We start from the raw sequence: 23,747 nt of genomic DNA, 5'->3' as shown, positions 1-23,747 counted from the left end.
CCCCGGGGCGTAGCGTAGTGGCCAGCGCGCCTGCTTTGGGAGCAGGAGATCGGGAGTTCGAGTCTCCCCGCCCCGACGAGGGTTTGGGTGAGGCTCGGCGCCGCGTTCCGCGGGAGAGGCTATGCCCGCGCTGCGGTCGGCTCGTCGTTACCGGCGGTTCGTCGTTACCGACAACTCGTCGTTACCGACAACTCGTCGTTACCGGCAGCTCGTCCCTATCGGCAGATTGGGCGGTGGTGATGTCCTCGTCGGCCGCCGCAGTGACGATGCGGATGGGTCGCCTCGGTTTCGGCGGCGCGCCGATCGGCGGCCTGTATCGGGACGTCAATGCCACGGACGCGCTCGCCGCCCTCGAGGAGGCATGGCGGTGCGGCGTCCGGTATTTCGATACCGCGCCGCATTACGGCGCCGGACGATCTGAGCTGCTTATCGGCGAATTCCTGGCGGTGAAACCACGTGCCGAGGCCGTCGTCTCCACGAAGGTCGGCCGGCTGCTGCTCACGGATCCCGGGCGCGGGGTGGACGATCCTGCATTCCCGACGGAACGCGGCGTTCGGCGGGTGTTTGACTTCAGCGCGGACGGCGTCCGCCGATCGCTTGACGCGAGCCTCCAGCGGTTGCGGCTCGACTCCGTGGACATCGTGTACCTTCACGACCCGGATGCGCACTGGCGACAAGCGGTCGACGAAGCACTCCCCGCCCTTTACCCACTCCGGGAGGCCGGCGTGCTTCGCGCCATCGGGGTCGGCATGACCCAGACCCGGCTGCTCGAACGGTTCGTCCGGGAGACCGACATCGACGTCGTCCTGCTCGCCGGCCGTTACTCCCTCCTGGATCGGCACGCTGAGGACGGGTTGTTTCCCGCCTGCTCGGACGCGAACGTGCCGGTCGTCGTGGGCGGTGTGTTCAACGGCGGAATTCTTGCCGATCCGGAGAATTCACCGCTGTACGACTACCGTCCCGCGCCGCCGGAAATTCGGGCCAAAGCCGAACGGCTCCGCCGGATATGCGCCGAATTCGGGGTGCCGCTCGCCGCGGCCGCCGTGCAGTTCCCGTTGCGCCACCCGGCGGTGCGCACGGTGCTTGTCGGGGTCCGAAACGCCGCCGAAATGCGCACCGACGCCGAACTGCTCGACATGCCCATCCCTGACGCGCTGTGGGCCCGGCTGGACGCCGTCGGCGAACTGGAGGCGCCGGCATAGCCGGCTCGGGCGTGCCGGCGCAGTCGGCTCGTGACGGCGCGCCGCGGTGTCGGAGGGCGGCGTTCGGTGCCCGGGGAAGGTTTCGGGAACGGCCCGGCAGCCGGCCCCGCGGTGTCGTAGGGGCCAGTGTGCCCGCCTTCGGACCGGCGCAGGCTCTCAGCGGATCTTCAGTTGGCGTGGGCAGACTGAACGGGTGCGCGTCCTCGTGGTCGATGACGACCCCGCCGTCCGGGAGTCGCTGCGCCGCTCCCTGGTGTTCAACGGCTACGACGTTGAGTTGGCGGACGACGGGCAGCGTGCCCTCGCGATGATCAATATGCGCCGGCCCGACGTCGTCATCCTTGACGTTCTGATGCCCGGCCTCGACGGCCTGGAGACCTGTCGCCGCTTGCGGGCCGCCGGTGACGACGTTCCCGTGCTCATGCTCACCGCGCGGGAAGCGGTGAGCGACCGGGTCGCCGGGCTGGACGCCGGCGCCGATGACTACCTTGTCAAGCCGTTCGCGCTGGAGGAATTGCTCGCCCGGTTGCGCGCGCTCGTGCGGCGCAGTGCGCCGGGTCCCGGGGCGAGTCAGCAGCTGCGGTTCTCGGACCTGACACTGGATCTCGCGACCCGCGAGGTGTGGCGGGGCAGCCGGCCGATCGCGCTGACCCGCACCGAATTCAACCTGCTCGAAATGTTCATGCGCCATCCGCGTCAGGTATTGCGGCGCTCGCAGATTCTTGAGGAAGTCTGGGGATACGATTTTCCGACGACAGCGAATTCACTGGAAGTGTACGTCGGCTATTTGCGCCGCAAACTCGAGGCACAGGGCGAACCGCGGCTCATCCATACGATCCGCGGCGTGGGATACGCGTTGCGCGAGATGTCACCGTGATTCCCCCTCCACCGAACGTCGACGTCCCGGCGCACGGACGGTCGGTCGGCGGCCGAGCGGTTCGCGTCGTCCGGCGGATATTTGTGGGACCCCGCACCCATCTCACCCTCCGCGCGCGGGTGAGTCTGCTTGTCGCCGTCGTCGTCGGCCTGGCCGTGGCGGTCATCTCGTCGGTCGCCTATGTGACGGTGCGCGCGGAATTATTGCACCAACTGGACGCGTCGCTGCGGTCCCGAGCCGTCGCCGCAGCGGCCGTTCAGCTCGATACGGCCTCGATTCTCGACCAGTCCACGTTGGTTGTTCTCACCGCGGAGAACAAGGTATTCCTCGTGTCGGCGGACGGTGATGTCATCGGCAACATTCGCGACCGGGATTTTGCCGTTCCGCTGGCCAACGGCCCGGAACTTGCGGTCGCACAAGGAAAATTGGCCTGGTCTTTGCGCACGGTCACGGTGGACGGCGTCGCGTACCGCATGGTCGCCGTGCCGTCGGCGTCCGGGCAGGCGTTGGTTCTCGCCCGATCGATGACAGAGACCTCTGAAACCCTTGCCCGGCTCGGTTTCGTCCTGCTCGCCGTCGGGGTCGCCGGTATCGCCGTCGCGGCCTTCAGCGGCTTGACCATTGCGCGGGCCGGTTTGCGCCCGGTGGAACGGTTGACGGCCGCCGCCGAACGTGTCGCGCGTACCGGCGACCTTACGCCCATCGACATCGACCGGGACGACGAAATCGGCCGGCTGGCGCAGAGTTTCAACGCCATGCTGGTCGCGCTCGACCGGTCCCAGCAGCTGCAGCGTCAACTGGTGGCCGATGCCGGCCATGAGCTCCGCACGCCGCTCACCAGCCTGCGGACCAATCTCGACTTGCTGGCACAGAGCGAAGCCGCCGGCGACCGCGGCCTATCCCGAGAAGACCGCCTCGCCTTGTTGGCCGATGTGCGGGCGCAGGTCGAAGAACTCTCCGGCTTGGTCGCCGATCTCGTCGAGCTGGCCCGGGACGATGTGCCCGACCAGCACCTGGAGGAGATCGATCTGGCGACTGTCGCCGAGCGTGCCGTTGAGCGGGTGCGGCGTCGCGCGTCCGGACTGCGGTTCGACATTTCCCTGCAACCGTGGCTGGTTTACGGTGATCCGACGATGCTCGAACGTGCGGTGACGAACCTGCTCGACAATGCGGTGAAGTGGAGCCCGCCCGGCGGCCGGGTCGAATTACGGTTGGAGAACGGCCGGCTCACCGTCACCGACGAAGGGCCGGGCATCTCCGACGTCGACCTGCCGCACATCTTCGACCGGTTTTATCGCTCCGCCGATGCCCGCAAGATGCCCGGCTCCGGGCTGGGTCTTGCGATCGTCCGGCACGCCGCACTCCGGCATGGCGGCACGATTCAGGCCGGCAAGGCGCCGTCGGGTGGCGCGTTGTTCGTGATGGAATTACCCGGCCGCCCGGTGTCGGCCGGTGAGGAGTACGCCGCGGACGCCGAGGAGTTCGCGGCCGAGCAGCCGCCAGCGGAGCCGCCGCCGAAGCCGTCCCCAGCGATTTCCCAGGAAGATAGGGGAGTGTTACGACGATGACGGAGCATCAGCAGCACTGGCCGGGTCGACCGCAGTCCGAATCACCGCAGCCGTCGGAGAACGCGGCCCGGGAGCCGGCAGGCACGCCGGTTGATACTCCGGCGACGGCGAACGCCTGGACGGCCGGCGGTGCACCCGCGGGTGCGGGGAACCAGGCGGAGGGCGCTAGTGGAGGCGCTGCGTGGTGGGCGCCGCCTCCGCCGTCCGGCGCGTCGTGGCCCTCCCCTGCCGGATCGCGGCCGTCGTCCGGCGAAGTGCAGCCGCCCGCCGGTGAGGGTACCGATCCGCTCACGACCACGATTCCATTGGACGTGCCGGCCCCGACTCCACCGGCCGCGGGATTCCCTCCTGCTGGGGACGTTGCGCCGGCCGGAGGATTTCCGCCTCCTGAGTCGAGTGGACGGCGCCGGATCTGGCCCATCGTTGTCGTGGCCGTTCTGCTCGCCCTTGTCGCTGGCGGCGGGTCGGGAGCCGTCGTCGGCCGCTACGTGGCTCGGCACACGACGACAGCGTCGCCGTCGTCGACGGTGTCGAGTACAACGGGGAATTCGGCGACATCGAGTACAGCGCCGACGGTGCCCCCTGCGCCGGCCGGGTCGATTGCCGCCGTCGCGAAACAACTCCTTCCCTCGGTTGTCTCCATCATCGTGACGACCGACCAGGGCGGCGACGAAGGCACGGGCATCGTGCTGAGCAGCGACGGCTACATTCTCACGAACAATCACGTCGTCGAGGCGGCGGCCGGCGGGGGCATCGTTGCGGTCACAACAGCGGACGGCCGATCGATGCGGGCGCGGATCGTCGGGCGGGATCCCACATCGGACCTCGCGGTGATTCAGGCTGTCGGCGTGACGAATCTGCAACCGGCGGCCATCGGGGACGACCGCACCCTTCAGGTCGGCCAACAGGTCATTGCCATCGGATCGCCCCTCGGCCTGTCGAATACTGTTACGGCAGGAATTGTGAGCGCGTTAAACCGCCCGGTCTGTACGCAAAATTGCTCCGGCGGGGGGACGACGCCCACCGTGCTCGACGCCATTCAAACCGACGCGGCCATCAATCCCGGCAATTCCGGCGGCCCGTTGGTTGACATGGCCGGCCGGGTGGTCGGCGTCAACACAGCGATTGCGACGCTTGACCAGCAGCCGTTCGGCGGCGGGCAATCGGGGAACATCGGGGTCGGCTTTGCGATTCCGATTTCGGAAGCGATGCGGGTCGTCAAGGAGTTGGAGGCGACTGGGCATGCGACGCACGCTGTGCTCGGCGTCGGCGTCCGGGATTCGGTCGACCCGACGCTGCAGACGCCGAACGGCTGCCTGGTCGTCAGCGTGACCGCGGGCGGGCCGGCGGATCGGGCGGGAGTTCGCGTCGGAGACGTCATCGTGCAATTCGGTGATCGCACCATCCGGGATTCGGATTCGCTCATTGCGGCGACCCACGCCGCGGTGCCGAATTCGACGGTGACTATTGGATTTGTCCGCAACGGCAGCCGGCACACCACGCAAGTCACCCTCGGCTCAGCGAGCTCCGGCTGATCCGGCCCGCTCGTCTGTGGTGCATTGGCGCGCGGTGCCATTGAGGGGCATCCGGCGCGGATGCCACGCGATGAGGACGGGCGTCACGCGACAGTCGGTTGGTCTCGTCGTGCGGTCAGGCCTCCTGCCGTAATGCCCGTGAGATGGCGTCGGCGGCGCGGAGAACGGCGGCGGCGTGCAGTCGGCCGGGATTGCGGGTCAGGCGCTCGATGGGCCCGGAGACCGAGACAGCGGCGAGGACACGTCCACTGGCGGACCGCACCGGTGCAGACACCGAGGCGACACCAGGCTGCCGTTCGGCGACACTTGCCGCCCAGCCTTGCCGTCGCACTCTCGCCAGGGTCTGCGCGGTGAACGCGGCGCCGACCAGAAAGCGTTGGATCCGCTGGGCGGGTTCCCAGGCGAGGAGAACCTGTGCCGCCGAACCGGCGGTCAGGGGGAGTCGAGCGCCGACCGGCACGGTGTTGCGCAACCCGAACGGGATTTCCGCGGCGGCAATGCACACCCGCGCATCGCCGTCCCGCCGGTACAGCTGAGCACTCTCGCCCGTCGTGTCCCGAAGCTTGGCCAGGATCGGAAGCGCCACGCCAATCAACCGATCCTCACCGGCGGCGGCGGCCAATTCGGCGCAGCGGGGGCCGAGGACGAACCGCCCGTCGCCGTCTCGGCTCACCAGCCGGTGCCGTTCGAGCGCGACCGCGAGCCGGTGGGCGGTCGGACGGGACAATCCGGTCGAGGCGACGAGGCTGGCCAGCGTGGCCGGCCCGGCTTCCAGAGCAGTCAGGATGGCAACGGCTTTGTCGAGGACGCCGACTCCGCTAGACTCATCCACAAGCTGATATTACGATCTCACAATGTGAGACGCAAGAACTGCGGGAGGCGGGTGCGATGAGCGACGGCACGGGCGTACGCGGCCGAACGATGGCCGAGAAAATCTGGGAGGAGCACGTCGTCCGGCGTGCGGACGGTGAACCCGACCTTCTCTACATCGACCTGCATTTGATCCATGAGGTGACGAGTCCGCAGGCTTTCGATGGACTGCGACTGGCGGGCCGCCGCGTCCGCCGTCCGGACCTCACTATCGCCACCGAGGACCACAACGTGCCGACAACGGACATCGACAAGCCGATCGCTGACCCTGTGTCACGGACCCAAGTCGAGACGTTGCGCCGCAATTGCGCGGAGTTCGGCATCCGGCTGCATCCGATGGGGGATCGTGAGCAGGGCATCGTGCACGTCATCGGCCCCCAGCTCGGGCTCACCCAGCCGGGCATGACCATCGTCTGTGGTGATTCCCACACCTCCACGCACGGCGCCTTCGGGGCGTTGGCGTTCGGGATCGGCACCAGTGAGGTCGAACACGTGCTGGCGACCCAGACCCTGCCGCAGTACAAGCCCAAGACGATGGCCGTGACCGTCGACGGCACGCTCCGCCCGGGGGTGACGAGCAAGGACATCATCCTCGCCCTCATCGCGAAAATCGGGACCGGCGGCGGTCAGGGGCACGTCATCGAATACCGGGGCGAGGCGATTCGCGCATTGTCCATGGAAGCGCGGATGACGATCTGCAACATGTCCATCGAAGCAGGCGCCCGCGCCGGGATGATCGCCCCGGACGATACCACATTTGCCTATCTGGAAGGGCGTCCGCACGCGCCGAAGGGGCGTGACTGGGAGGCGGCGCTGGAGTATTGGCGCTCACTGCCGACCGACCCTGATGCGGTCTTCGACGAGGAAGTGCTGCTCGATGCGGGCAGTCTCTCGCCGTACGTCACCTGGGGAACCAATCCCGGACAGGGTGCGCCTCTCGACAGTGTCGTCCCAGATCCGGCGACTTTCTCCGACCCGATCGAACGTGCGGCGGCGGAACGGGCGCTTGCCTACATGGATCTGCAGCCCGGCACGCCGTTGCGTGAGATCCGGGTTGACACCGTGTTCATCGGGTCGTGCACCAACGGTCGCATCGAGGATCTTCGCGCCGCGGCGTCCGTGCTCCAGGGACGCAAGGTCGCCCCTGGTGTCCGGGTGCTCGTCGTCCCCGGTTCGATGGCGGTCAAGGCGCAGGCCGAGGCGGAAGGACTGGATCGCATCTTCCGGGATGCCGGAGCGGAATGGCGGAACGCCGGCTGCTCGATGTGCTTGGGGATGAATCCCGACCAGCTCGCCCCGGGCCAGCGTTCGGCTTCCACCTCCAACCGCAATTTCGAGGGGCGGCAAGGACGCGGCGGGCGCACCCACCTCGTGTCCCCGCTCGTCGCCGCGGCCACCGCGGTCGCCGGTCACCTCGCCGCGCCCTCGGATCTCGATTGACGCGCTAACGAGCGGAAACCCTGGAACGGAAAGGCTTTGTCATGGAACCCTTCACCACGCACACCGGTCGCGCCGTACCGCTGCGGCGCAGCAACGTCGACACCGACCAAATCATCCCCGCGGTGTATCTCAAGCGGGTGAGTCGTACCGGCTTCGCTGACGGTCTGTTCGCCGCCTGGCGGCAGGATCCCGGGTTCGTGCTCAACCGTCCGGAGTTCGCCGGCGCCGACATTCTGGTCGCCGGTCCGGACTTTGGCACGGGTTCCTCGCGCGAACACGCCGTGTGGGCCTTGCAGGACTACGGCTTCCGGGTCGTCATCTCGCCGCGCTTCGGCGACATCTTCCGCAACAATGCCCTCAAGGGCGGCCTGCTCGCCGTCGTCCTGCCCGAGTCTGACGTCGAAGCGCTCTGGGACGTGGTAGAAAGCGATCCCGCAACTCCGGTGACCGTGGACCTCGTCACCCGCGAGGTGCGGTACGCCGACGTGGTGCGCGGTTTCGACATCGACGACTACACCCGTTGGCGTCTGATGGAGGGACTCGATGACATCGGCTTGACGCTGCGCCATGCCGATGCCATCGACGCTTTCGAGGCTCGCCGACCTGCGTGGAAGCCGACGACCCGGGCCAGTTGAGGCGGTTTCGGGCAGTCGTGCCGGCCCGGTCGGCGCTGTTGCACCGTCGTATCGGCCTCCGCAACGCGCGTCGGCGCCGCACCGACGCGTTTCCCCGCGACACGACGAATTTTTGCCGGCCAGGTGATTGAGTTTTCGCCCGTTTCGGCTTAAGTTCGCCACGAGTCGAGCGAAGGCTCGACACGACTCCTCCGGAGGGAAACGTGAACAAAGCGGAACTCATCACCGCGGTCGCCGCACGAATCGGCGACAAGAAGACGGCGAGCGAAGCAGTCGAAGCCGTCATTGACACCATCACCCGGACCGTTGCGCGCGGCGAGAAAGTCGCGATCACCGGTTTCGGCATCTTCGAGAAGGTTGAACGGGCCGCACGGATGGCCCGGAATCCTGCGACCGGCGAACGGGTGCGGGTGAAGAAGACGTCCGTGCCGAAATTCCGGGCCGGCACGCGGCTCAAGGGCGTCGTCAGCGGTGCGATCAAACTGCCCGCTGTTAAGGCCGCTCCCGCTGCCAAGCCCGCGAAGGCGGCAAAGGCGGCAAAGGCGGCACCCGCAAAAGCCGCCGGCCGGCGCGGTGCGGCGAAGGCAGCTGGGCGCGCGGCGGCACGTGCGACCCGGAAGGTTACGGCGACCCGGCGCACCGCCACGAAGAAGACCGCGGCGCGACGCACCACCGGCCGTCGCGGCGGCCGCTAATCGGCACGCTCGTCATTGGGGAAGAGTCGAGGAGCTGGGACCGCGCGTCTCAGCTCCTCGCTTTTTCCGTCGTTTCCCCGCTCTGCCGGGATGTCGCAGCTATCACTGATCCCTCGCGCCGGCTACGGAGTCGTTTCCTCGCTCTGCCGGAACGTCCGGATGGCGCCGACGGCTGCGCACGGCCCTGCTGCACCATTGCATCCGGCGTCGGGCCACCGGGCCGGCCGCTACGCTGAGCAGGTCGAGAGGAGAGCATGGATGCGGCGACGTCGTCGATCCGGGGCGCACCGCGGCTGGTTCGCGGTCATGGGCGCGGTGGTCAAGCCCCTGCTCTACGCAGTCACCCGACGAGACTGGCGCGGCCTTGAGAACATTCCACCGGCCGGCGCCGTGCTCGTGGTGGCCAATCACGTGACGGTGGTCGATCCGTTGACCTTGGCCCATGCTCTGTACGACGGCGCCCGTCGGCTCCCGCGCTTTCTCGCCAAGGCGGAGCTCTTCAGGGTTCCTCTTGTCGGCGCCGTGCTCCGCAGGTCCGGTCAGATTCCGGTGTATCGGCAAACCCGGGACGCGATGAACGCCTTGCGGGAGGCACACGCCGCTCTCGACGCGGGCGAGTGCGTGGTGATTTACCCGGAGGGAACGTGCACGCGGGATCCGGACGGCTGGCCGATGCTCGGCAAGACGGGGGTCGCGCGACTCGCCCTGGCGCACGATGTTCCTGTCGTTCCCGTGGCAACATGGGGCGCCCACCGCATTCTTCCCTACGGGGCAAAGTGGCCGCGGCTGGGCCGCCGCGTCCTGGTTCACGTCCTCGCTGGCGAGCCCATCGATCTCCGCGAGTATCGGGCCGCTGAACCGACGCGGGAGCTCGAACGCCAGGTGACCGACCGGATTATGCGGAGGGTCACCGAGCTCCTCGCGGCCATCCGCGGCGAATCGCCGCCTGACCGCTTTTTCGATCCCCGGGCCGCGGCGTCACGCACGGAAACGGTTGTGCCTCCCGCAGCGGAGGTGCCGCGATGAAGGCCGCCGTCTTCGGAGCGGGTTCGTGGGGCACCACGTTCTCTATGGTGTTGGCCGACGCCGGCACCGACGTCGTGCTCTGGGCCCGTCGTCCGGAGATCGCGGCGTCCATCAATCACCGTCACCGAAATCCCTGGTATCAGAAGGGAATTCGGCTGCCGGAGCGAGTCCGTGCCACAACCGACCCGCAGGAAGCGATGGCGGGGGCTGATTTCGTCGTCCTCGCTCTTCCCGCTCAGCACCTGAGGGAGAATCTGCAGAACTGGGTCGCCCTCGCGCCACCGGACGTGGTGTACGTCAGCCTCATCAAGGGCATCGAATTGCAGACCGCCAAGCGGATGAGCGAGGTCATCTGCGAAGTGGCCGATGTGCCGCCTGAGCGGGTGGCCGTGGTGACCGGGCCGAATCTCGCGCGTGAAATTGCCGAGCGGCAACCCAGTGCGTCCGTGGTGGCCTGCACGGACGACGAGACCGCCCGCCGGTTGCAAGCCGCGTGTCAGACCGGCTACTTCCGGCCCTACACGAATCCTGACGTCATTGGGTGTGAGCTTGCCGGTGCCGTGAAGAACGTCATCGCGGTGGCGGTGGGAATCGCCGACGGGCTCCGGTTCGGCAACAATTCCCGAGCCTCGCTCATTACCCGCGGCCTTGCAGAGACCGCACGGCTTGGTGTGGCGTTGGGCGCAGATCCGTTGACGTTCTCCGGGCTTGCAGGCTTGGGCGATCTCGTCGCGACCTGCTGCAGTCCGCTGTCCCGTAATCACGGCGTGGGTGAGCGGTTGGGTCGCGGCATGAGCGTGGCGGCGGCGCTGGCCGCGACCACCACGACCGCCGAAGGTGTTGCGTCGTGCCGGCCGATTCAGGAATTGGCCCGCAAACACAGTGTGGAGATGCCCATCGTTGACGTTGTCGTCGCGGTGCTGTACGAAGGCATGCCGCCGCGGGACGCGGTCGGCGTCCTGATGAATCGCAGTGCCAAACCGGAGCGGCATCCGTGGCCGAATGAGCGGCACTCGGCCGATTCGGATGCGCAACCGGACCGGGTCGCAGAGTCGGTATGGCGGTTTGTCCGGGAACGGAGGATCGGCCCATGACGCTGGACACTCCGCAAGCCGGCGCTGCATCAGACCGGCCACGGGTCGCTGTCGTCTTCGGCGGCCGCAGCACCGAGCACGCCATTTCCTGTTTGACGGCGGGTGGGGTCATGACGGCGCTTACGGCCGCCGGCTATGACGTCTGCGCCATCGGCATCACCCGCGACGGCCGGTGGGTGCTGCCACCGGCCGATCCTGCGCCGCTGACCGCGAAAGACGGGCGGCTGCCGGAGGTGGACGCGTCACACCCCCCGGTGGTCGTCGTCCCGGATCCGGCCGACCCAGGTCTGTTCGTCCGAGACGTTTCGGGACGGCTGCGCTCTCTGGGACGGATCGACGTCGCATTTCCCGTCCTGCACGGACCGTTCGGCGAGGACGGCACGATTCAGGGGCTCTTCGAAATGGCAGGCATTCCGTACGTCGGCTCAGGGGTCTTCGCATCTGCGGCCGCGATGGACAAACAATTCATGAAGGTGCTGTTTGTCGGCGCCGGGCTGCCGGATGTGCCGCACGTTGTCGTGACACCCGACGAGTGGCGGACGGACCCGGCCGCGGTCCGCGAATCGGTGGCCAGTTTGGGTTTTCCCGTCTTCGTCAAGCCCGCGCGCGGTGGTTCGAGTGTGGCGGTCACGAAGGTGCACAAGCCGGCGGATGTCGACGAGGCGATCGAACGCGCGCGCGAGGTGGACCCCAAGGTGTTGGTGGAGCGGGCGATCGACGGCCGGGAGATCGAGGTCGGCGTATTGGACGACGTGCACGGCGGAGCACCCAAAGTCAGCGTTCCCGCCGAAATTCTCGTGCGAGGCCGGGAATTCTACGATTTCGAGGCGAAATATCTGGACCAGGGGACGGTCATCACCATTCCGGCCTCCCTGCCTCCGGCTGTTCTCCAGACCGTCAACCGCTACGCCGTCATCGCGTACCGGGCGCTCGGGTGTGAGGGGTTGGCGCGGGTCGACTTTTTCGTTACCGCCACCGGAGAAGTCTTTGTGAATGAGCTCAACACGATGCCGGGATTCACCCCGACATCAGTGTTTCCCCGTGTCTGGCAGGCCACCGGCCTGGAATACCCGGCGCTGGTCGATTACCTCGTGCAATTGGCGTTGCGGCGCCGTCCCGGACTGCGCTGAGCCGGTATGCACGCGCCGTCCCGGCACCATCCCAAGCGGCGCCGAGCCGGTATGCACGGGCTCTCCGATCGTTTCCGCCGCATCGTCAGTCGCGGATGGAGCGTACGAATTTCGCGGCGGCACCACCCGAGGTGCTGCGTCACGCAGCCAGCGAGAGTGCTGGTGCCGGTGTCCCGGCCTACGACCGGAGGTGGACGACGGGACAGGTCAGCGTCCGGGTGATACCGGGAACGCTCTGCACCCGCGCGACGACCATCTGCCCCATTTCGTCGATATCCGCCGCTTCGGCGCGCACGATGACGTCGTACGGTCCGGTCACGTCCTCGGCGGAGGTGACACCCGGTATCGCCGCGACCTCACGGGCGACCTGTGCCGCTTTACCGACTTCCGTTTGAATAAGGATGTACGCCGAAACCGTCATGGGCACCTCCAGATCCCAGCCGGAGCGGGTGACGCCGCTCCGCGACGCGCTCGGATCACTGTCACGCTAGTAAACCGAGGAGCGTAGCGATCAGTATCGCAGATGTCGGTGAATTCGGCCTCATTGCTCGCATCATCGAGCGGTTGACGAGCAATGCGGCCACGCTGCTCGGCCCAGGAGACGATGCCGCGGTCGTCGCCGTCCCCGACGGGCGGGTGGTTGTCACCACGGATCTGCTCGTCGACGGCCGGCATTTTCGGCGGGACTGGTCGACGCCGTACGACGTGGGGCGCAAGGCGGCCGCCCAGAACATGGCGGACATCGCTGCGATGGGCGCGGTTCCTGTCGCTCTGGTCGTCGGTCTGGCGACACCGCCGGACATTCCGGCTTTCTGGGCCGAACGACTTGCGGACGGCCTTCGCGAGGAAGCAGCGCGGACCGGGGCCGCGGTGGTCGGTGGGGATGTCGTTCGCTCGGACACCGTGGTGGTCGCGGTGACGGCGCTTGGGGATTTGCAGGGCCGGACGCCGGTTACCCGCGGCGGCGCCCGTCCCGGGGACGTCGTCGCGGTGATTGGCCGGTTGGGCTGGGCGGAGGCCGGTTTGGCGGCGCTGCGCCGTGGTTTTCGCACGCCGCGGGCGGCGGTGGAGGCGCATCGTCGCCCGGAGCCGCCGTACGAGGCAGGCCCGATCGCCGCGGACCGCGGCGCCACCTCGATGATCGACGTCAGTGACGGTCTGCTCGGCGACCTCGGGCATGTCGCGGTCGCCAGCCGGATCCGGATTGACGTCGAGTCAGCGGCGCTGCCGGTCGCCGACGTGGTCGCGGAGGTAGCCGCCGCCTGCGGTGTCGATCCGCTCCGCTGGGTGTTGACCGGCGGCGAGGATCACGCTCTGGCTGCCACGTTTCCGGATCGGGCCGCCGTTCCGGACGGCTGGGTGGTGATCGGCCGGGCGCACGAGCCCGCCGGCGAGACCGGGGATGTCGTCGTCGACGGCCGGCGGTACCCGGGAAGTGGGTTCAGCCACTTCGCCGCCGATGCCTGACCGCATGTCACGTGGGTCTGCTCAGGCGCCGGCACCCGGACGCCGTCAGTGGGAGGTCTTCTGGGAGGTTGCCCATGGCAGCAAGACCGCGGGTTCTCGCGATCGCGGGGTCTGACCCATCGGCCGGCGCGGGTCTGCAGGCCGACCTGAAAACGATGTTCGCGTGCGGGGTGTACGGCATGACGGTCGTGACGGCGGTGACGGCACAGAATTCCCGTGGCGTCTCCGCCGTGTGGCCGGTACCCCCCGAGGCGGTCGCGGCACAGCTCGACGCTGTCCTGGGGGACATTGGGGTGGACGCCGTGAAAATCGGCATGTTGGCACGCGCAGACACCGTGCACGTGGTTGCTGATCGGCTTGCCGCACTCGACGTTCCGATCATCGTCGATCCGGTGGGGTTCGCCAGCCACGGTGAACCGCTGGCCGACACCGACGCGCGGGCTGTGTTGCGGAGCCGGCTGCTGCCACTCGCCACGCTGGTCACGCCGAACCTTGCCGAAGCGGCCGAACTCGCGGGCGTCACGGTGCACGAGGAAACAGACCTCGAACTCGCGGCGTGGGCGATGAAGACCCTTGGGCCGGAGTGGGTGCTCGTCAAGGGCGGCCATCTGGCGGGCGACGCAGTCGATGCGCTGTACGACGGTGTCACCGTCCGGTTTTTCCGGAGTCCCCGCATCGCGACCGCGCACACCCACGGGACCGGGTGCACCCTCGCCAGCGCCATCGCGAGTTACCTTGCCCGGGGCTACTCGGTGCCTGACGCGGTCGGACGGGCGAAGGACGCCGTCACCGCGGCGATCGCCGGGGGCTTCCCGCTGGGCTCGGGTACCGGGCCGGTCGACCACGATCGATTGCTGGATTTTCGGTAGCAGGCCGGAGCAGGGGAGCGGTCGGGAGCGGGCTGCGTCCGGAGCGGGAGCGGGCGGCGTGGGCTACAGGCGGGAGCGGCCGTCAGCGTGCGGAGGAGCGTTACCGGGTGACCTTGCCAGCCTTCAGGCAAGAGGTGCAGACGTTGATGCGCTTGTAGGTCCCGCGGCCGATCAGCGCCCGGACCCGCTGGATGTTCGGGTTCCAGCGCCGGTGGGTGCGCCGGTGCGAGTGCGAGACGGCCATGCCGAAACCCGGCCCCTTGCCGCAGATGTCGCAGACAGCTGCCACCGGTCACTCCCAGATCTCGAGGATGGTGATGCCTAACGCGAACAGGGTACACGGCCGGGTGCACCGGCCGAGACGGGACCATCGCCTCCTCCCCGGTCGGTCCCGACTGTCCCGGCTCTCCCAGCCAGCCGCATCGGCGGCTCGCCGTACGCTCGGAAGCCGACACCTGGAGGTGACATGCTGTACCGGCTCGACGGCGCAGCGGTTCGCCGCTGGTGGTCGCACGCCGTCGACATCCTCGGCGTGCTGCGTACCGAGATCGACGCCCTCAATGTCTTCCCCGTCGCAGACGCGGACACTGGGACGAACCTCTACCGCACCCTCCACGCCGGCCTGCCATCCGGTGACGACGACGGTGGCGATCTCCGCGCGACGGCGCGCCGCTGTGTGCTGCACGCATGCGGAAGCTCGGGCGCCATCCTCGGCGCATTCCTCACCGGGCTCGCCGGTGCGGCGCAACTGCCGTGGGACGGCGCCCGGTTGGCGGACGCGCTGGCTCGTGGTGCCGCCGCCGCGTATGGCGCGGTGGCGGAGCCGGTAGCCGGGACGATGCTCAGCGTGCTGCAGGCGGCAGCCCACGCAGCAGCCGATTCCGCCGAGGCAGGCGGGACGGTGGCGGACGTGTCGGACGCCGCCGTCGACGCCGCGCGAACCGCCCTGCTCCGGACGCCGGAGGAGCTCCCGGTGCTCCGCGCCGCCGGAGTGGTGGACGCCGGCGGCTGCGGCGTCCTCGTCATCTACGAGGCGCTCCGCGACGTGGTGCACGATCACAGCGACCGGAGACCGGGCCGGATGTCGATGGACCAGCTGCTCGGCGTGGATCGGGAACGGCTGTCCAGCGGAGCGGCACGCACAGCGGCGTCCGGCGTCCGGTGCCATGCGGACCGCGACGTTGAGGTGATGTACACCTGGCAGGGCACTGAGGAGAACGCGGCCGCCCTGAGAGCGGACCTGCAGGCCATCGGCGCCGACGTCGTCCTCGCCGGTCTGGACGGCGTCTGGCAGGTCCACGTGCATACCGCGCACCCGGATCAGGCAATTGCCGCCGGCAGCCGGAACGGCGTGGTCTCCGCCTCGCGGATTACCGGAATCACGGCAGGTGAAGCCGTCCCGGACGACGAGGGTGACCCGGCACCCGGTCGGTGATCCATGGCGGTCCGCGACGAACTGCGCCTCCCGCTCCGGCAGGTCCTCGGCGGCCGGACCGCTGCGGCCCTCGCGCGGCTCGGGCTCGACACCGTCGGTGACCTGCTCACCTACTTTCCACGCCGGTACCACCAGCGCGGCGAACTGACGCCGCTCCGGGAATTGCGCGACGACGAACACGCCACGATATTCGCCGAAATTCTGTCCGTGCGGGAACGGCGGCTGAGCGGCCATCGGCGGATGTACGACGTCGTCGTCACGGACGGCGACGAGAAGCTGAAGCTGCGATTCTTCAATCTCACCAATTGGCAGTTGGAAAAACTCGCCGTCGGCGGCCGCGGCTTTTTCTCCGGTAAAGTCACCCGGTTCAAAGGGGAGCGGCAAATCGTTCACCCCGAGATGGAGTTCGTGGACCCGGACACGGATCCCGCTTTCGCGAGCGCGATCATCCCGGTGTACCCGGCTGCGGAGCACATATCGAGCGGCATGATTTGGCGGGCGGTCCGCCATGTGCTGGACACCCTCGACATCAGCGAGGATCCGCTGCCGGCCGACATCCGCCGTCGCCACAATCTGGTCACGCTGCGCCGCGCCTTGGAGAACATGCACCGGCCGGCTGACCTGGCCGACGTTGCGACGGGACGGCGCCGTTTTACCTTCCAGGAGGCATTTGTCTTCCAGCTGGCGCTCGGTTTGCGCCGGCGGATGATGCAGGCGGAGCAGGCAGTGCCGCGGCCGCGGCGTCGCGGGGGCTTGCTCGATGCCTTTGACGCCGCGCTTCCCTTCGCCTTGACCGAGGGCCAGCGACGCGCGGGTGCTGACATCGAAGCCGATTTGGCTGCGCCGCATCCAATGCACCGGCTGCTGCACGGTGAGGTGGGATCCGGCAAGACGCTCGTGGCGTTGCGGGCCATGCTGACGGTGGTGGATGCCGGCGGGCAGGCGGCGCTGCTTGCGCCCACGGAAGTCCTTGCCATGCAGCACTACCAGACCATCACCCGCCTGCTCGGCTCGCTGGCCCTTGCCGGTCAGCTCGGTGGCGCCGAGACGGCGACGCGGGTAGCGTTGATCACCGGTTCCGTCACCGGCGGTGCGCGGCGGGAGCTGCTCGACGCGATTGCGGCCGGGGAGGTTGGGATTGTCGTCGGAACCCACGCCCTCCTTTACGACACTGTGCGGTTCGCCGACCTCGGATTGGTGGTGGTCGACGAGCAGCATCGGTTCGGCGTCGAGCAGCGCGCCGCCCTGCGAACGAAGGGTTCCGATGGAACCGTGCCGCACGTGCTGGTCATGACGGCCACGCCGATTCCGCGGACGGTCGCGCTCACCGTCTACGGTGATCTCGACATCTCGGTGCTCCGGGAACGCCCGTCCGGCGACCCGAAGGTTGACACGTTCGTCGTTCCACTGAGTGAGAAGCCGGCCTGGGCGGAGCGGGTCTGGGCCCGGGTCCGCGAAGAGGCGGCGGCCGGCCGCCAGGTCTACGTGATCTGCCCGCGGATCAGCACAGGCGAGGACGACACCGGTGACGAGAGCGACGACATCGTCGTCCCGGCCGAACCTGCCGACAACGGCAGGCTGCCCGGGCTTTCCGGCGCCGGCCGGCCGCCTCGGGTCCGCCGCGCGGCCGCGGTCGACGAGGTGGCGGCGACCCTGCGGGACGGACCGCTCCGCGGACTGCGGATCGGGACCCTGCACGGGCGGATGGACGCAGCCGCGAAGGACGCCGTGCTGGCGGACTTCTCGGCCGGCCGTCTCGACGTGCTCGTTGCGACGACGGTTGTTGAGGTCGGCGTCGACGTGCCCAACGCGTCCATGATGGTGATTCTGGACGCCGACCGATTCGGCGTCTCCCAACTGCACCAGCTGCGTGGGCGGATCGGACGGGCCGGGCAGCGCGCGGTGTGTCTGCTCGTTACCGAGGCGCCGGCCGACACCGCGGCGTATGCACGGCTGACCGGCGTTGCCGCAACCTGCGACGGCTTTCGCCTTGCTGAGCTGGACCTCGAGCAGCGCGGCGAGGGTACGGTTCGGGATGTCGTCCAGCACGGTCGGAGCGATTTCCGGTTCCTCTCCCTGCTTCGGCACCGGGACGTCATCGAAACCGCCCGGGCCGAGGCCGAGCAGCTGATCGCAGCGGATCCTGAGCTCACCCAGCATCCGGGTCTCGCGAACGCCGTCGCGCCGTTGTTGGCCGACGACCGACTGCGGTACGTCGACATCGCGTGATTCGCGACGTGACCTGCCGGGTGCGCAGCGGCCGGCCGGCGAGCAGCGGCCCGCCAGCGCCCGTCAGCTGGAGATGAGGAGGACATGCCGTGCCACGGATCATTGCCGGACGCGCGGGCGGCTTGCAGATTGCGGCGCCGCCCGTTGGCACGCGGCCGACGTCGGACCGCGTGCGCGAGGCGCTGTTCTCAACGCTGGAGTCTTTTGGCGGCGTCCAGGACCGGGTGTTCCTTGACTGCTACGCCGGTTCGGGCGCGGTTGGGCTGGAAGCCTGGTCCCGGGGAGCGGCGCGGGTGATCTTTGTGGAGAGTTCCGCTACGGCGGTGCGGGCGCTCCGCGCGAATGTGACCCGCGTCCGGGCGGTCGGCGCCGTTGAGATCCATCCGCGCGACGCAGCAGTGGTCGCCCAGGAGCTGGCCGCCGGCAGTGTCGACGTCCTCTTCGCAGACCCGCCGTACCTGCTCCCCGCGGCGAAGCTCGCCGAGGTGTTACGCAGTTTCTTGACCCGCGGGGTGCTGACGGCGGACGCCGTCGTGATTGTCGAGCGGAGCAGGCGGGATCCGTGGCAGTGGCCGACGGGTCTGGAGGCGCTCCAGGAGCGGCACTACGGTGAGACAGCGTTGCACTACGCCCGCCTTGCCCGGGACGGATCGAACGGTTGATGACCACGACGCTCGCGGACGCCGTCGGTGCGGTACGCCTGGTGGAGAGGTGACGCACGGGATATCGCTCCGGACGACCGCACTCGCTAGGCTGGCTCCTGCCCTGCCGGTCCACGAAGGAGGCGCGTGTGCGTAAGGCGGTCTGTCCGGGATCGTTCGATCCGGTGACCAACGGTCACCTCGACATCATTTCCCGCGCCGCCGCGCTGTACGACGAGGTGACCGTCGCCGTCCTGGTGAATAAGGCGAAACGTGCACTTTTCTCCGTCGAGGAACGGATGGACATGGTGCGGGAAGCCACCGCGCAGTACCCCAACGTGGTTGTGGAATCCTTCAGTGGCTTGCTCGTCGATTTTTGTCGTGCTCGTGGAATTCCGGTCATTATCAAGGGCTTGCGCGCGGTGAGCGATTTCGACTACGAATTGCAGATGGCTCAGATGAATCACAGTCTTGCGGGCGTCGAAACCCTGTTTTTATCAACGAATCCGCTGTACAGCTTCTTGTCGTCCAGCCTGGTCAAGGAAGTCGCCGCATACGGGGGCGATGTGTCCACTCTCATCCCCGATTCGGTCGCCCGGCGGCTTCGCACCCGCCTCTTCGACCCAAGCCGCGAGCCGGACCATTGATGGCAGGCGCTTGCCGAGAGAGCAGGGAGACGGCGTGGAACTGACGGAGAAGCTCGACGAGATCGTGGCGCACATCGAGGGCGCTCGATCAGTGCCGATGTCCGCATCCTGCATCGTGAACCGCGGCCAGCTGCTCGCGATGCTTGACGAGTTGCGCGAGCTCCTCCCCGAGGAGCTGCGCCGGGCACAGCACATCCTGGCGGAACGCGATCAGGTGATCGCGGAGGGTCGCCGCGAAGCCGAGAGGATCATCGAAGAGGCGTTGCGGGAGCGCGCCCAGCTGGTCGCCGAGTCAGAGATTCATCGCGCAGCGGCCGAGGAGGCCGAGCGGCTGCTCGACGAGGCGCGTCGCGAAGCCGGCGAGATGCGGCGCGAGGTGGACGACTACATCGACACCAGGCTCGCGAATTTCGAAATCGTCTTGAACAAGACGCTTGCCGCCGTGCTGCGCGGGCGGGAGAAGCTGCACGGCAAGGGGGAGTTGTCCGGTCTGACAGAGACGACGGACGATCCGCCGCTCTGACGCGGGGTGGTGCCGGGTCCGGTGAGCCTGCATCTGACGCGGGGGCCTGCCGCCCGAAGCCGCTCCGTCGTTGCGCATGCGGAGTCGTGGTCGGCGTCCACCGGGTCGAGCCCGGCTCCCGGCTCCGTCGTTGCGGATGCGGGGTCGGACCCGTTGCTGTCTCGATCCGGAAGGATGAACTGCTTGATCGAGGACGATCAACCGGCCGGGCATGCCGATGCGCACGGTATCCTCGATGGCGGCTCCGTCTCGGACGCCGGTCCCCCGTGGGGCACGGCGACTACGACGGTCACCTCCAGGAGATCAATGGCGCAAGGAGCAGGAGACCGGACGCATCGCGGCGCTGGGCCGCTTGTGGTCGACATTCGGGAGATCGCCTACCGTCCCGGCCGCATGCGTAAGGTGTCCCGCGTCGTCCCTGCGCCGGCAGATCTTCGAGGCGAGCTGATCCACGTGCCTGACGGCAGCGACCTCGCACTCGACGTCCAGATTGAGTCGGTGCGCGAGGGTGTCTGGGTGTCGGGGACGGCTCAGGTCTCCCTGACCGGAGAGTGCGCTCGCTGTCTCGAGGCCTTCGACACCGAGCTGGTGGTCGAACTCGAGCAGTTGTTCGTCTACCCCGGTCACCGGGTGGCGGACGACGACGAGATCGGCGAAGTGGTCGACGAGGCCATTGATCTCGAGCCGGTGGTGCACGACGCCGTCGTGCTCGCCTTGCCGCTCGCGCCGTTGTGCCGCGATGATTGCCCTGGGCTCTGTCCGCGGTGCGGGGTGGCACTCGCAACGGTGTCCGAGCACCGGCATCCGGAGGAGATCGACGCTAGGTGGGAGGCATTGCGCACCCTGGCCGATGGTCTCGGCTGAGGCGCGCCGACCGCCGGAGGGACGAGCCACCAGATCCACCGGGCGTGCCGATCGGCACGCCGGGCCAGTGACGTCGCAGGGAGGACCCCGTGCCGGTACCGAAACGCCGCATGTCTCGAAGCAATACCCGCAGCCGCCGCGCCCAGTGGAAGGCAGCCCTTCCCACCTTGGTGCGTTGCAACAATCCCGCGTGCCGTCAGCCGAAGTTGCCGCACGTCGTGTGTCCGAACTGCGGAACGTACGACCGGCGTCCGGTGTTGAGCAGCTGACACATCCGCCGATGGCGAAGCGCTCCGTGGCGGCGGAGACGAACGGCGCGGCTGCTCTTGAGGAACTTCAGCAGATCGCCGGGTTGCCTTTGAGCCTGGCTCTGCTCGAACGCGCCGTGACCCATCGCTCCTATGCCTACGAGAACGGCGGATTGCCCACCAACGAGCGACTGGAATTTCTCGGCGACGCCGTTCTCGGGCTTGTCATCACCGACACGCTGTACCGCCGGTTCCCTGAGCTTCCGGAAGGCCAGCTGGCGAAATTCCGGTCCGCTGTGGTGAACATGCGGGCCTTGGCCGAGGTGGCCCGCTCGCTTCGCCTCGGCGAATTCCTCCGGCTGGGTCGCGGTGAGGAGTCAACGGGCGGGCGCAACAAGTCGTCCATCCTCGCCGACGCGCTGGAAGCGCTGATCGGAGCGGTGTACGTCGAGCACGGGCTGGACGGCGCCGCGGAATTCGTCCATCGCCTTTTCGATCCCCTGATTGACCGGGCGGCCGCCCTCGGCGCCGGCCTGGATTGGAAGACCTCGTTGCAGGAGCTGACGGCGGCGCAGCACCTCGGCGTCCCGTTCTACGACTTGTCCGAACGCGGCCCCGACCACGAGAAAGTCTTTACCGCCGAGGTGCGGATCGGCGGCCGGGTGTACGGCACGGGCAGCGGACACTCCAAGAAGGAAGCCGAACAACGCGCCGCCCAGGAGGCCTGGTTGCGGATTCGCCGCTCGGTCGACGGCGCCGACGCGATGTCCTGACCGCAGGCGGCGCGACGAACGCCATGCCCGAGCTTCCAGAGGTCGAGACGATCCGCCGCGGTCTGGCTCGGCACCTGGTGGGACGCCGCATCGGGTACGCCGAGGTGTTTCATCCGCGCGCGGTACGGCGGCATTCCGGCGGGGCGGCGGATTTCACCGGCCGGCTGATCGGACGGCGTATTCAGGCGGTCTTGCGGCGCGGAAAGTATCTGTGGTTCGCTTTGGATTCCGATCTCGCGCTTCTCGCGCATCTGGGCATGAGCGGCCAATTTCTCCTCGCCGATGCGGCGAGTCCGTCGCCGAAGCATCTGCGGGCTCGGTTTGCTTTCACCGACGGGGATCCTGAGCTGCGGTTCGTGGACCAGCGGACGTTCGGCGGACTCACCCTCGCGCCCCTCATCGCGGATGTGCCGGCGAGCATCAGCCACATTGCGCCGGATATCCTCGACGTGGCTTTTGATGAGGCGGAGTTCCACCGCAGATTCACCCAGCGGCGCACGGGTGTCAAACGTGCACTCCTTGACCAAACACTTATTTCCGGCGTCGGGAATATTTACGCCGACGAAGCACTATGGCGCGCGCGGCTGCATTACGCGACCCCGACCGTCGACATCTCGGCGGCGACCTGCCGGCGGCTGCTCGCGGCGTTACGTGCGGTATTCCGTGCTGCGCTGCGCGCCGGCGGTACGTCGTTCGACGCGTTGTACGTCAATGTCAACGGGCAGAGCGGTTTCTTCGACCGGTCGTTGGCGGTCTACGGCCGGGCGGGTCAGCCGTGCCGGCGGTGTGGGACGGCGATCGTGCGGGAGCCATTCATGAACCGTTCGTCCTTTCGGTGTCCGGCATGTCAGCCCGTGCCGAGGCGGCCACACTGGTAAGGCGCTGCGCGACGGCGGTGCCGCGCTCCGTATCTGTGCCGGAAACCGCAGGAGAAACCGTTTGGGGAAAGGAGGTCCAATGACGGACGTCGCGCGACCGGATGTCCAGGCTTGCGAGCAGGTGCGGTTGACGGCCTGGGTTCGGGGTCGGGTGCAGGGCGTCGGCTTCCGGTGGTGGGTCCGGGCTCGTGCCCTGGAACTCGGGTTGACCGGGGTCGCGCGAAATCTCCCAGACAGCCGGGTGGAAGTGGTCGCCGAGGGACCGCGGGAGCGATGCGCGGAACTTCTCGAGCTGCTGAGCGGCGTCCCCCGGCATGGGCGGCCGGGTTTTGTCGCAGGTGTTACCGCGGAGTGGTCGACGGCGCGGGGCGGCTATTCCGGTTTCACCCAAGCGTGATTGACCGGGTGCAGTCGTGCGGGTCGCGCCGCCGGTGGCTGCTCGGTTTCGCCCCAGCGTGACGGCGTCCTAGACGGTGACCCCGGCTCAGGCGGACCGCCGGACGGGCCTGGCGTCCCGGCCGGCCGGCTCGGCGCACCGGTTCGAGGGGCCGGGGTGAGGGGCCGGTGCCGAGGGACCGACGCAGTGGGCCGGGGTGAGGGGCCGGTGCCGACCCCCGTCCGGCACGGTACTGAAGTGCCATGCATTACGCCGTCCGGGTGGTATAGACCCGCGGTGCGCGTGGGTGAGATACTCTCGTAATGAAAACGTGACTCAAGGGTTGACCCAGGCGCCCCCGGGGTGCGACCCTGAGTACATCTACCAGCACATACCGCTGAATCGGTACGCAACGACGCGATCGCGTCACCTGCTATCGAAGCCGGTATTCATTGGAGGACCTCCATGGCGAAGGCGCTTCTCGGCCATCTCGGCGGTCCGGATCCCCGGTTGCTGTCGGAGATGCGCCGACTGCAACAGCGGATCCGTGACCTAGAAGAGGAGTGCTTGCGCCTGCAAGCGGCTAACGAAGAATTAGCTGCGCTGCGGGCCAAGGACGACGAGATTGTCACGATCTCGGTGAGCGAAGCGGAGCCGGTGCTCAGCTGAGCCACCTCAGACGCAAGCTGCGACGGGACGCTGCGGGTCGGCGTCCCGTTGTCGTG

Annotated in this window: 26 protein-coding genes and 1 tRNA gene; 24 read left to right on the top strand and 3 right to left on the bottom strand. The window is 68.2% G+C overall.

Annotated features, from left to right (window positions below; translation table 11 throughout):
- The first annotated feature begins 3 nt into the window (after positions 1-3).
- The 5 genes from ACEL_RS08215 to ACEL_RS08195 all read left to right on the top strand — a co-directional run bounded on the left by ACEL_RS08215 (position 4) and on the right by ACEL_RS08195 (position 5,182).
- Positions 4-76: transfer RNA gene (locus ACEL_RS08215), tRNA-Pro, on the top strand.
- 163 nt (positions 77-239) lie between these two features.
- Complete coding sequence (locus ACEL_RS08210; protein WP_041835023.1) at positions 240-1,202, top strand: aldo/keto reductase; 963 nt, start codon at positions 240-242, stop codon at positions 1,200-1,202.
- Between the two features lie 193 nt (positions 1,203-1,395).
- Positions 1,396-2,079, top strand: a complete 684-nt coding sequence (locus ACEL_RS08205) for a response regulator transcription factor (protein ID WP_011720430.1) — start codon at positions 1,396-1,398, stop codon at positions 2,077-2,079.
- Entirely contained in the window at positions 2,076-3,647 is a 1,572-nt protein-coding gene (locus tag ACEL_RS08200; protein ID WP_011720429.1) for a sensor histidine kinase, read from the top strand. Before ACEL_RS08205 ends, ACEL_RS08200 begins: the two co-directional genes overlap by 4 nt.
- A gap of 311 nt (positions 3,648-3,958) precedes the next feature.
- The gene (locus tag ACEL_RS08195) at positions 3,959-5,182 is read left to right on the top strand and encodes a S1C family serine protease (protein WP_169303201.1); all 1,224 of its coding nucleotides are present in this window, start codon (positions 3,959-3,961) and stop codon (positions 5,180-5,182) included.
- A gap of 115 nt (positions 5,183-5,297) precedes the next feature.
- Here ACEL_RS08195 and ACEL_RS08190 read toward each other — a convergent pair whose 3' ends face one another.
- A complete protein-coding gene (locus tag ACEL_RS08190; protein ID WP_011720427.1) occupies positions 5,298-6,014 on the bottom strand; it encodes an IclR family transcriptional regulator in 717 nt (238 codons plus the stop codon).
- A 56-nt stretch (positions 6,015-6,070) separates the two neighbouring features.
- Here ACEL_RS08190 and leuC point away from each other — a divergent pair, with 56 nt between their 5' ends.
- The 6 genes from leuC to ACEL_RS08160 all read left to right on the top strand — a co-directional run bounded on the left by leuC (position 6,071) and on the right by ACEL_RS08160 (position 12,072).
- Positions 6,071-7,492, top strand: a complete 1,422-nt coding sequence (leuC, locus tag ACEL_RS08185; RefSeq protein WP_011720426.1) for a 3-isopropylmalate dehydratase large subunit — start codon at positions 6,071-6,073, stop codon at positions 7,490-7,492.
- Between the two features lie 41 nt (positions 7,493-7,533).
- Complete coding sequence (gene leuD, locus ACEL_RS08180) at positions 7,534-8,127, top strand: 3-isopropylmalate dehydratase small subunit (protein ID WP_011720425.1); 594 nt, start codon at positions 7,534-7,536, stop codon at positions 8,125-8,127.
- 203 nt (positions 8,128-8,330) lie between these two features.
- Positions 8,331-8,822, top strand: coding sequence for an HU family DNA-binding protein (locus ACEL_RS12945; RefSeq protein WP_011720424.1), 492 nt, complete (start codon positions 8,331-8,333; stop codon positions 8,820-8,822).
- A gap of 258 nt (positions 8,823-9,080) precedes the next feature.
- Positions 9,081-9,848 (top strand): lysophospholipid acyltransferase family protein, encoded by a 768-nt coding sequence (locus ACEL_RS08170; protein WP_011720423.1) that lies wholly within the window; start codon positions 9,081-9,083, stop codon positions 9,846-9,848.
- Positions 9,845-10,942 carry an NAD(P)H-dependent glycerol-3-phosphate dehydrogenase gene (locus ACEL_RS08165; RefSeq protein WP_011720422.1) on the top strand — a complete coding sequence of 366 codons (1,098 nt, stop codon included), beginning with the start codon at positions 9,845-9,847 and terminating at the stop codon, positions 10,940-10,942. Before ACEL_RS08170 ends, ACEL_RS08165 begins: the two co-directional genes overlap by 4 nt.
- Complete coding sequence (locus ACEL_RS08160; RefSeq protein WP_011720421.1) at positions 10,939-12,072, top strand: D-alanine--D-alanine ligase family protein; 1,134 nt, start codon at positions 10,939-10,941, stop codon at positions 12,070-12,072. Before ACEL_RS08165 ends, ACEL_RS08160 begins: the two co-directional genes overlap by 4 nt.
- A 178-nt stretch (positions 12,073-12,250) precedes the next feature.
- On the opposite strand, the gene ACEL_RS08155 is transcribed toward ACEL_RS08160, so the two are convergent.
- The gene (locus ACEL_RS08155; RefSeq protein WP_041835022.1) at positions 12,251-12,493 is read right to left on the bottom strand and encodes an Lrp/AsnC family transcriptional regulator; all 243 of its coding nucleotides are present in this window, start codon (positions 12,491-12,493) and stop codon (positions 12,251-12,253) included.
- 89 nt (positions 12,494-12,582) lie between these two features.
- Here ACEL_RS08155 and ACEL_RS08150 point away from each other — a divergent pair, with 89 nt between their 5' ends.
- Positions 12,583-13,539, top strand: coding sequence for a thiamine-phosphate kinase (locus ACEL_RS08150; RefSeq protein WP_041835021.1), 957 nt, complete (start codon positions 12,583-12,585; stop codon positions 13,537-13,539).
- Between the two features lie 74 nt (positions 13,540-13,613).
- Positions 13,614-14,408 (top strand): bifunctional hydroxymethylpyrimidine kinase/phosphomethylpyrimidine kinase, encoded by a 795-nt coding sequence (thiD, locus tag ACEL_RS08145; RefSeq protein WP_011720418.1) that lies wholly within the window; start codon positions 13,614-13,616, stop codon positions 14,406-14,408.
- Between the two features lie 100 nt (positions 14,409-14,508).
- Here thiD and rpmB read toward each other — a convergent pair whose 3' ends face one another.
- The gene (gene rpmB, locus ACEL_RS08140; RefSeq protein ID WP_011720417.1) at positions 14,509-14,697 is read right to left on the bottom strand and encodes a 50S ribosomal protein L28; all 189 of its coding nucleotides are present in this window, start codon (positions 14,695-14,697) and stop codon (positions 14,509-14,511) included.
- Between the two features lie 177 nt (positions 14,698-14,874).
- On the opposite strand from rpmB, the gene ACEL_RS08135 reads away from it, so the two are divergent.
- The 11 genes from ACEL_RS08135 (at position 14,875) to ACEL_RS08090 (ending at position 23,691) form a co-directional block, all read left to right on the top strand.
- Positions 14,875-15,843 (top strand): DAK2 domain-containing protein, encoded by a 969-nt coding sequence (locus ACEL_RS08135; RefSeq protein WP_011720416.1) that lies wholly within the window; start codon positions 14,875-14,877, stop codon positions 15,841-15,843.
- 3 nt (positions 15,844-15,846) lie between these two features.
- A complete protein-coding gene (locus ACEL_RS08130) occupies positions 15,847-18,072 on the top strand; it encodes an ATP-dependent DNA helicase RecG (RefSeq protein WP_011720415.1) in 2,226 nt (741 codons plus the stop codon).
- A gap of 89 nt (positions 18,073-18,161) precedes the next feature.
- Positions 18,162-18,734 (top strand): 16S rRNA (guanine(966)-N(2))-methyltransferase RsmD, encoded by a 573-nt coding sequence (gene rsmD / locus ACEL_RS08125; protein WP_011720414.1) that lies wholly within the window; start codon positions 18,162-18,164, stop codon positions 18,732-18,734.
- A gap of 128 nt (positions 18,735-18,862) precedes the next feature.
- Positions 18,863-19,360: a pantetheine-phosphate adenylyltransferase gene (gene coaD / locus ACEL_RS08120; RefSeq protein WP_011720413.1), complete on the top strand. Its 498-nt coding sequence runs from the start codon at positions 18,863-18,865 to the stop codon at positions 19,358-19,360.
- Positions 19,361-19,394: 34 nt separating this feature from the next.
- Positions 19,395-19,883, top strand: a complete 489-nt coding sequence (locus ACEL_RS08115) for an ATP synthase subunit B family protein (protein ID WP_011720412.1) — start codon at positions 19,395-19,397, stop codon at positions 19,881-19,883.
- 183 nt (positions 19,884-20,066) lie between these two features.
- The gene (locus ACEL_RS08110) at positions 20,067-20,747 is read left to right on the top strand and encodes a YceD family protein (RefSeq protein ID WP_202943345.1); all 681 of its coding nucleotides are present in this window, start codon (positions 20,067-20,069) and stop codon (positions 20,745-20,747) included.
- A gap of 110 nt (positions 20,748-20,857) precedes the next feature.
- Positions 20,858-21,016, top strand: a complete 159-nt coding sequence (rpmF, locus tag ACEL_RS11985; protein ID WP_420794989.1) for a 50S ribosomal protein L32 — start codon at positions 20,858-20,860, stop codon at positions 21,014-21,016.
- 11 nt (positions 21,017-21,027) lie between these two features.
- Positions 21,028-21,768 carry a ribonuclease III gene (gene rnc, locus ACEL_RS08105; RefSeq protein WP_011720409.1) on the top strand — a complete coding sequence of 247 codons (741 nt, stop codon included), beginning with the start codon at positions 21,028-21,030 and terminating at the stop codon, positions 21,766-21,768.
- Between the two features lie 23 nt (positions 21,769-21,791).
- Positions 21,792-22,646, top strand: coding sequence for a bifunctional DNA-formamidopyrimidine glycosylase/DNA-(apurinic or apyrimidinic site) lyase (mutM, locus tag ACEL_RS08100; RefSeq protein WP_011720408.1), 855 nt, complete (start codon positions 21,792-21,794; stop codon positions 22,644-22,646).
- Between the two features lie 79 nt (positions 22,647-22,725).
- Complete coding sequence (locus ACEL_RS08095; protein ID WP_011720407.1) at positions 22,726-23,043, top strand: acylphosphatase; 318 nt, start codon at positions 22,726-22,728, stop codon at positions 23,041-23,043.
- A gap of 444 nt (positions 23,044-23,487) precedes the next feature.
- A complete protein-coding gene (locus ACEL_RS08090; protein WP_011720406.1) occupies positions 23,488-23,691 on the top strand; it encodes a hypothetical protein in 204 nt (67 codons plus the stop codon).
- Positions 23,692-23,747 lie beyond the last annotated feature (56 nt).

It is taken from the genome of Acidothermus cellulolyticus 11B (assembly GCF_000015025.1).
In the GTDB taxonomy this organism is placed as follows: domain Bacteria; phylum Actinomycetota; class Actinomycetes; order Acidothermales; family Acidothermaceae; genus Acidothermus; species Acidothermus cellulolyticus.
The sequence above is the reverse complement of the archived record's forward strand: the minus strand, read 5'-3'. Positions and strand labels throughout refer to the sequence as shown.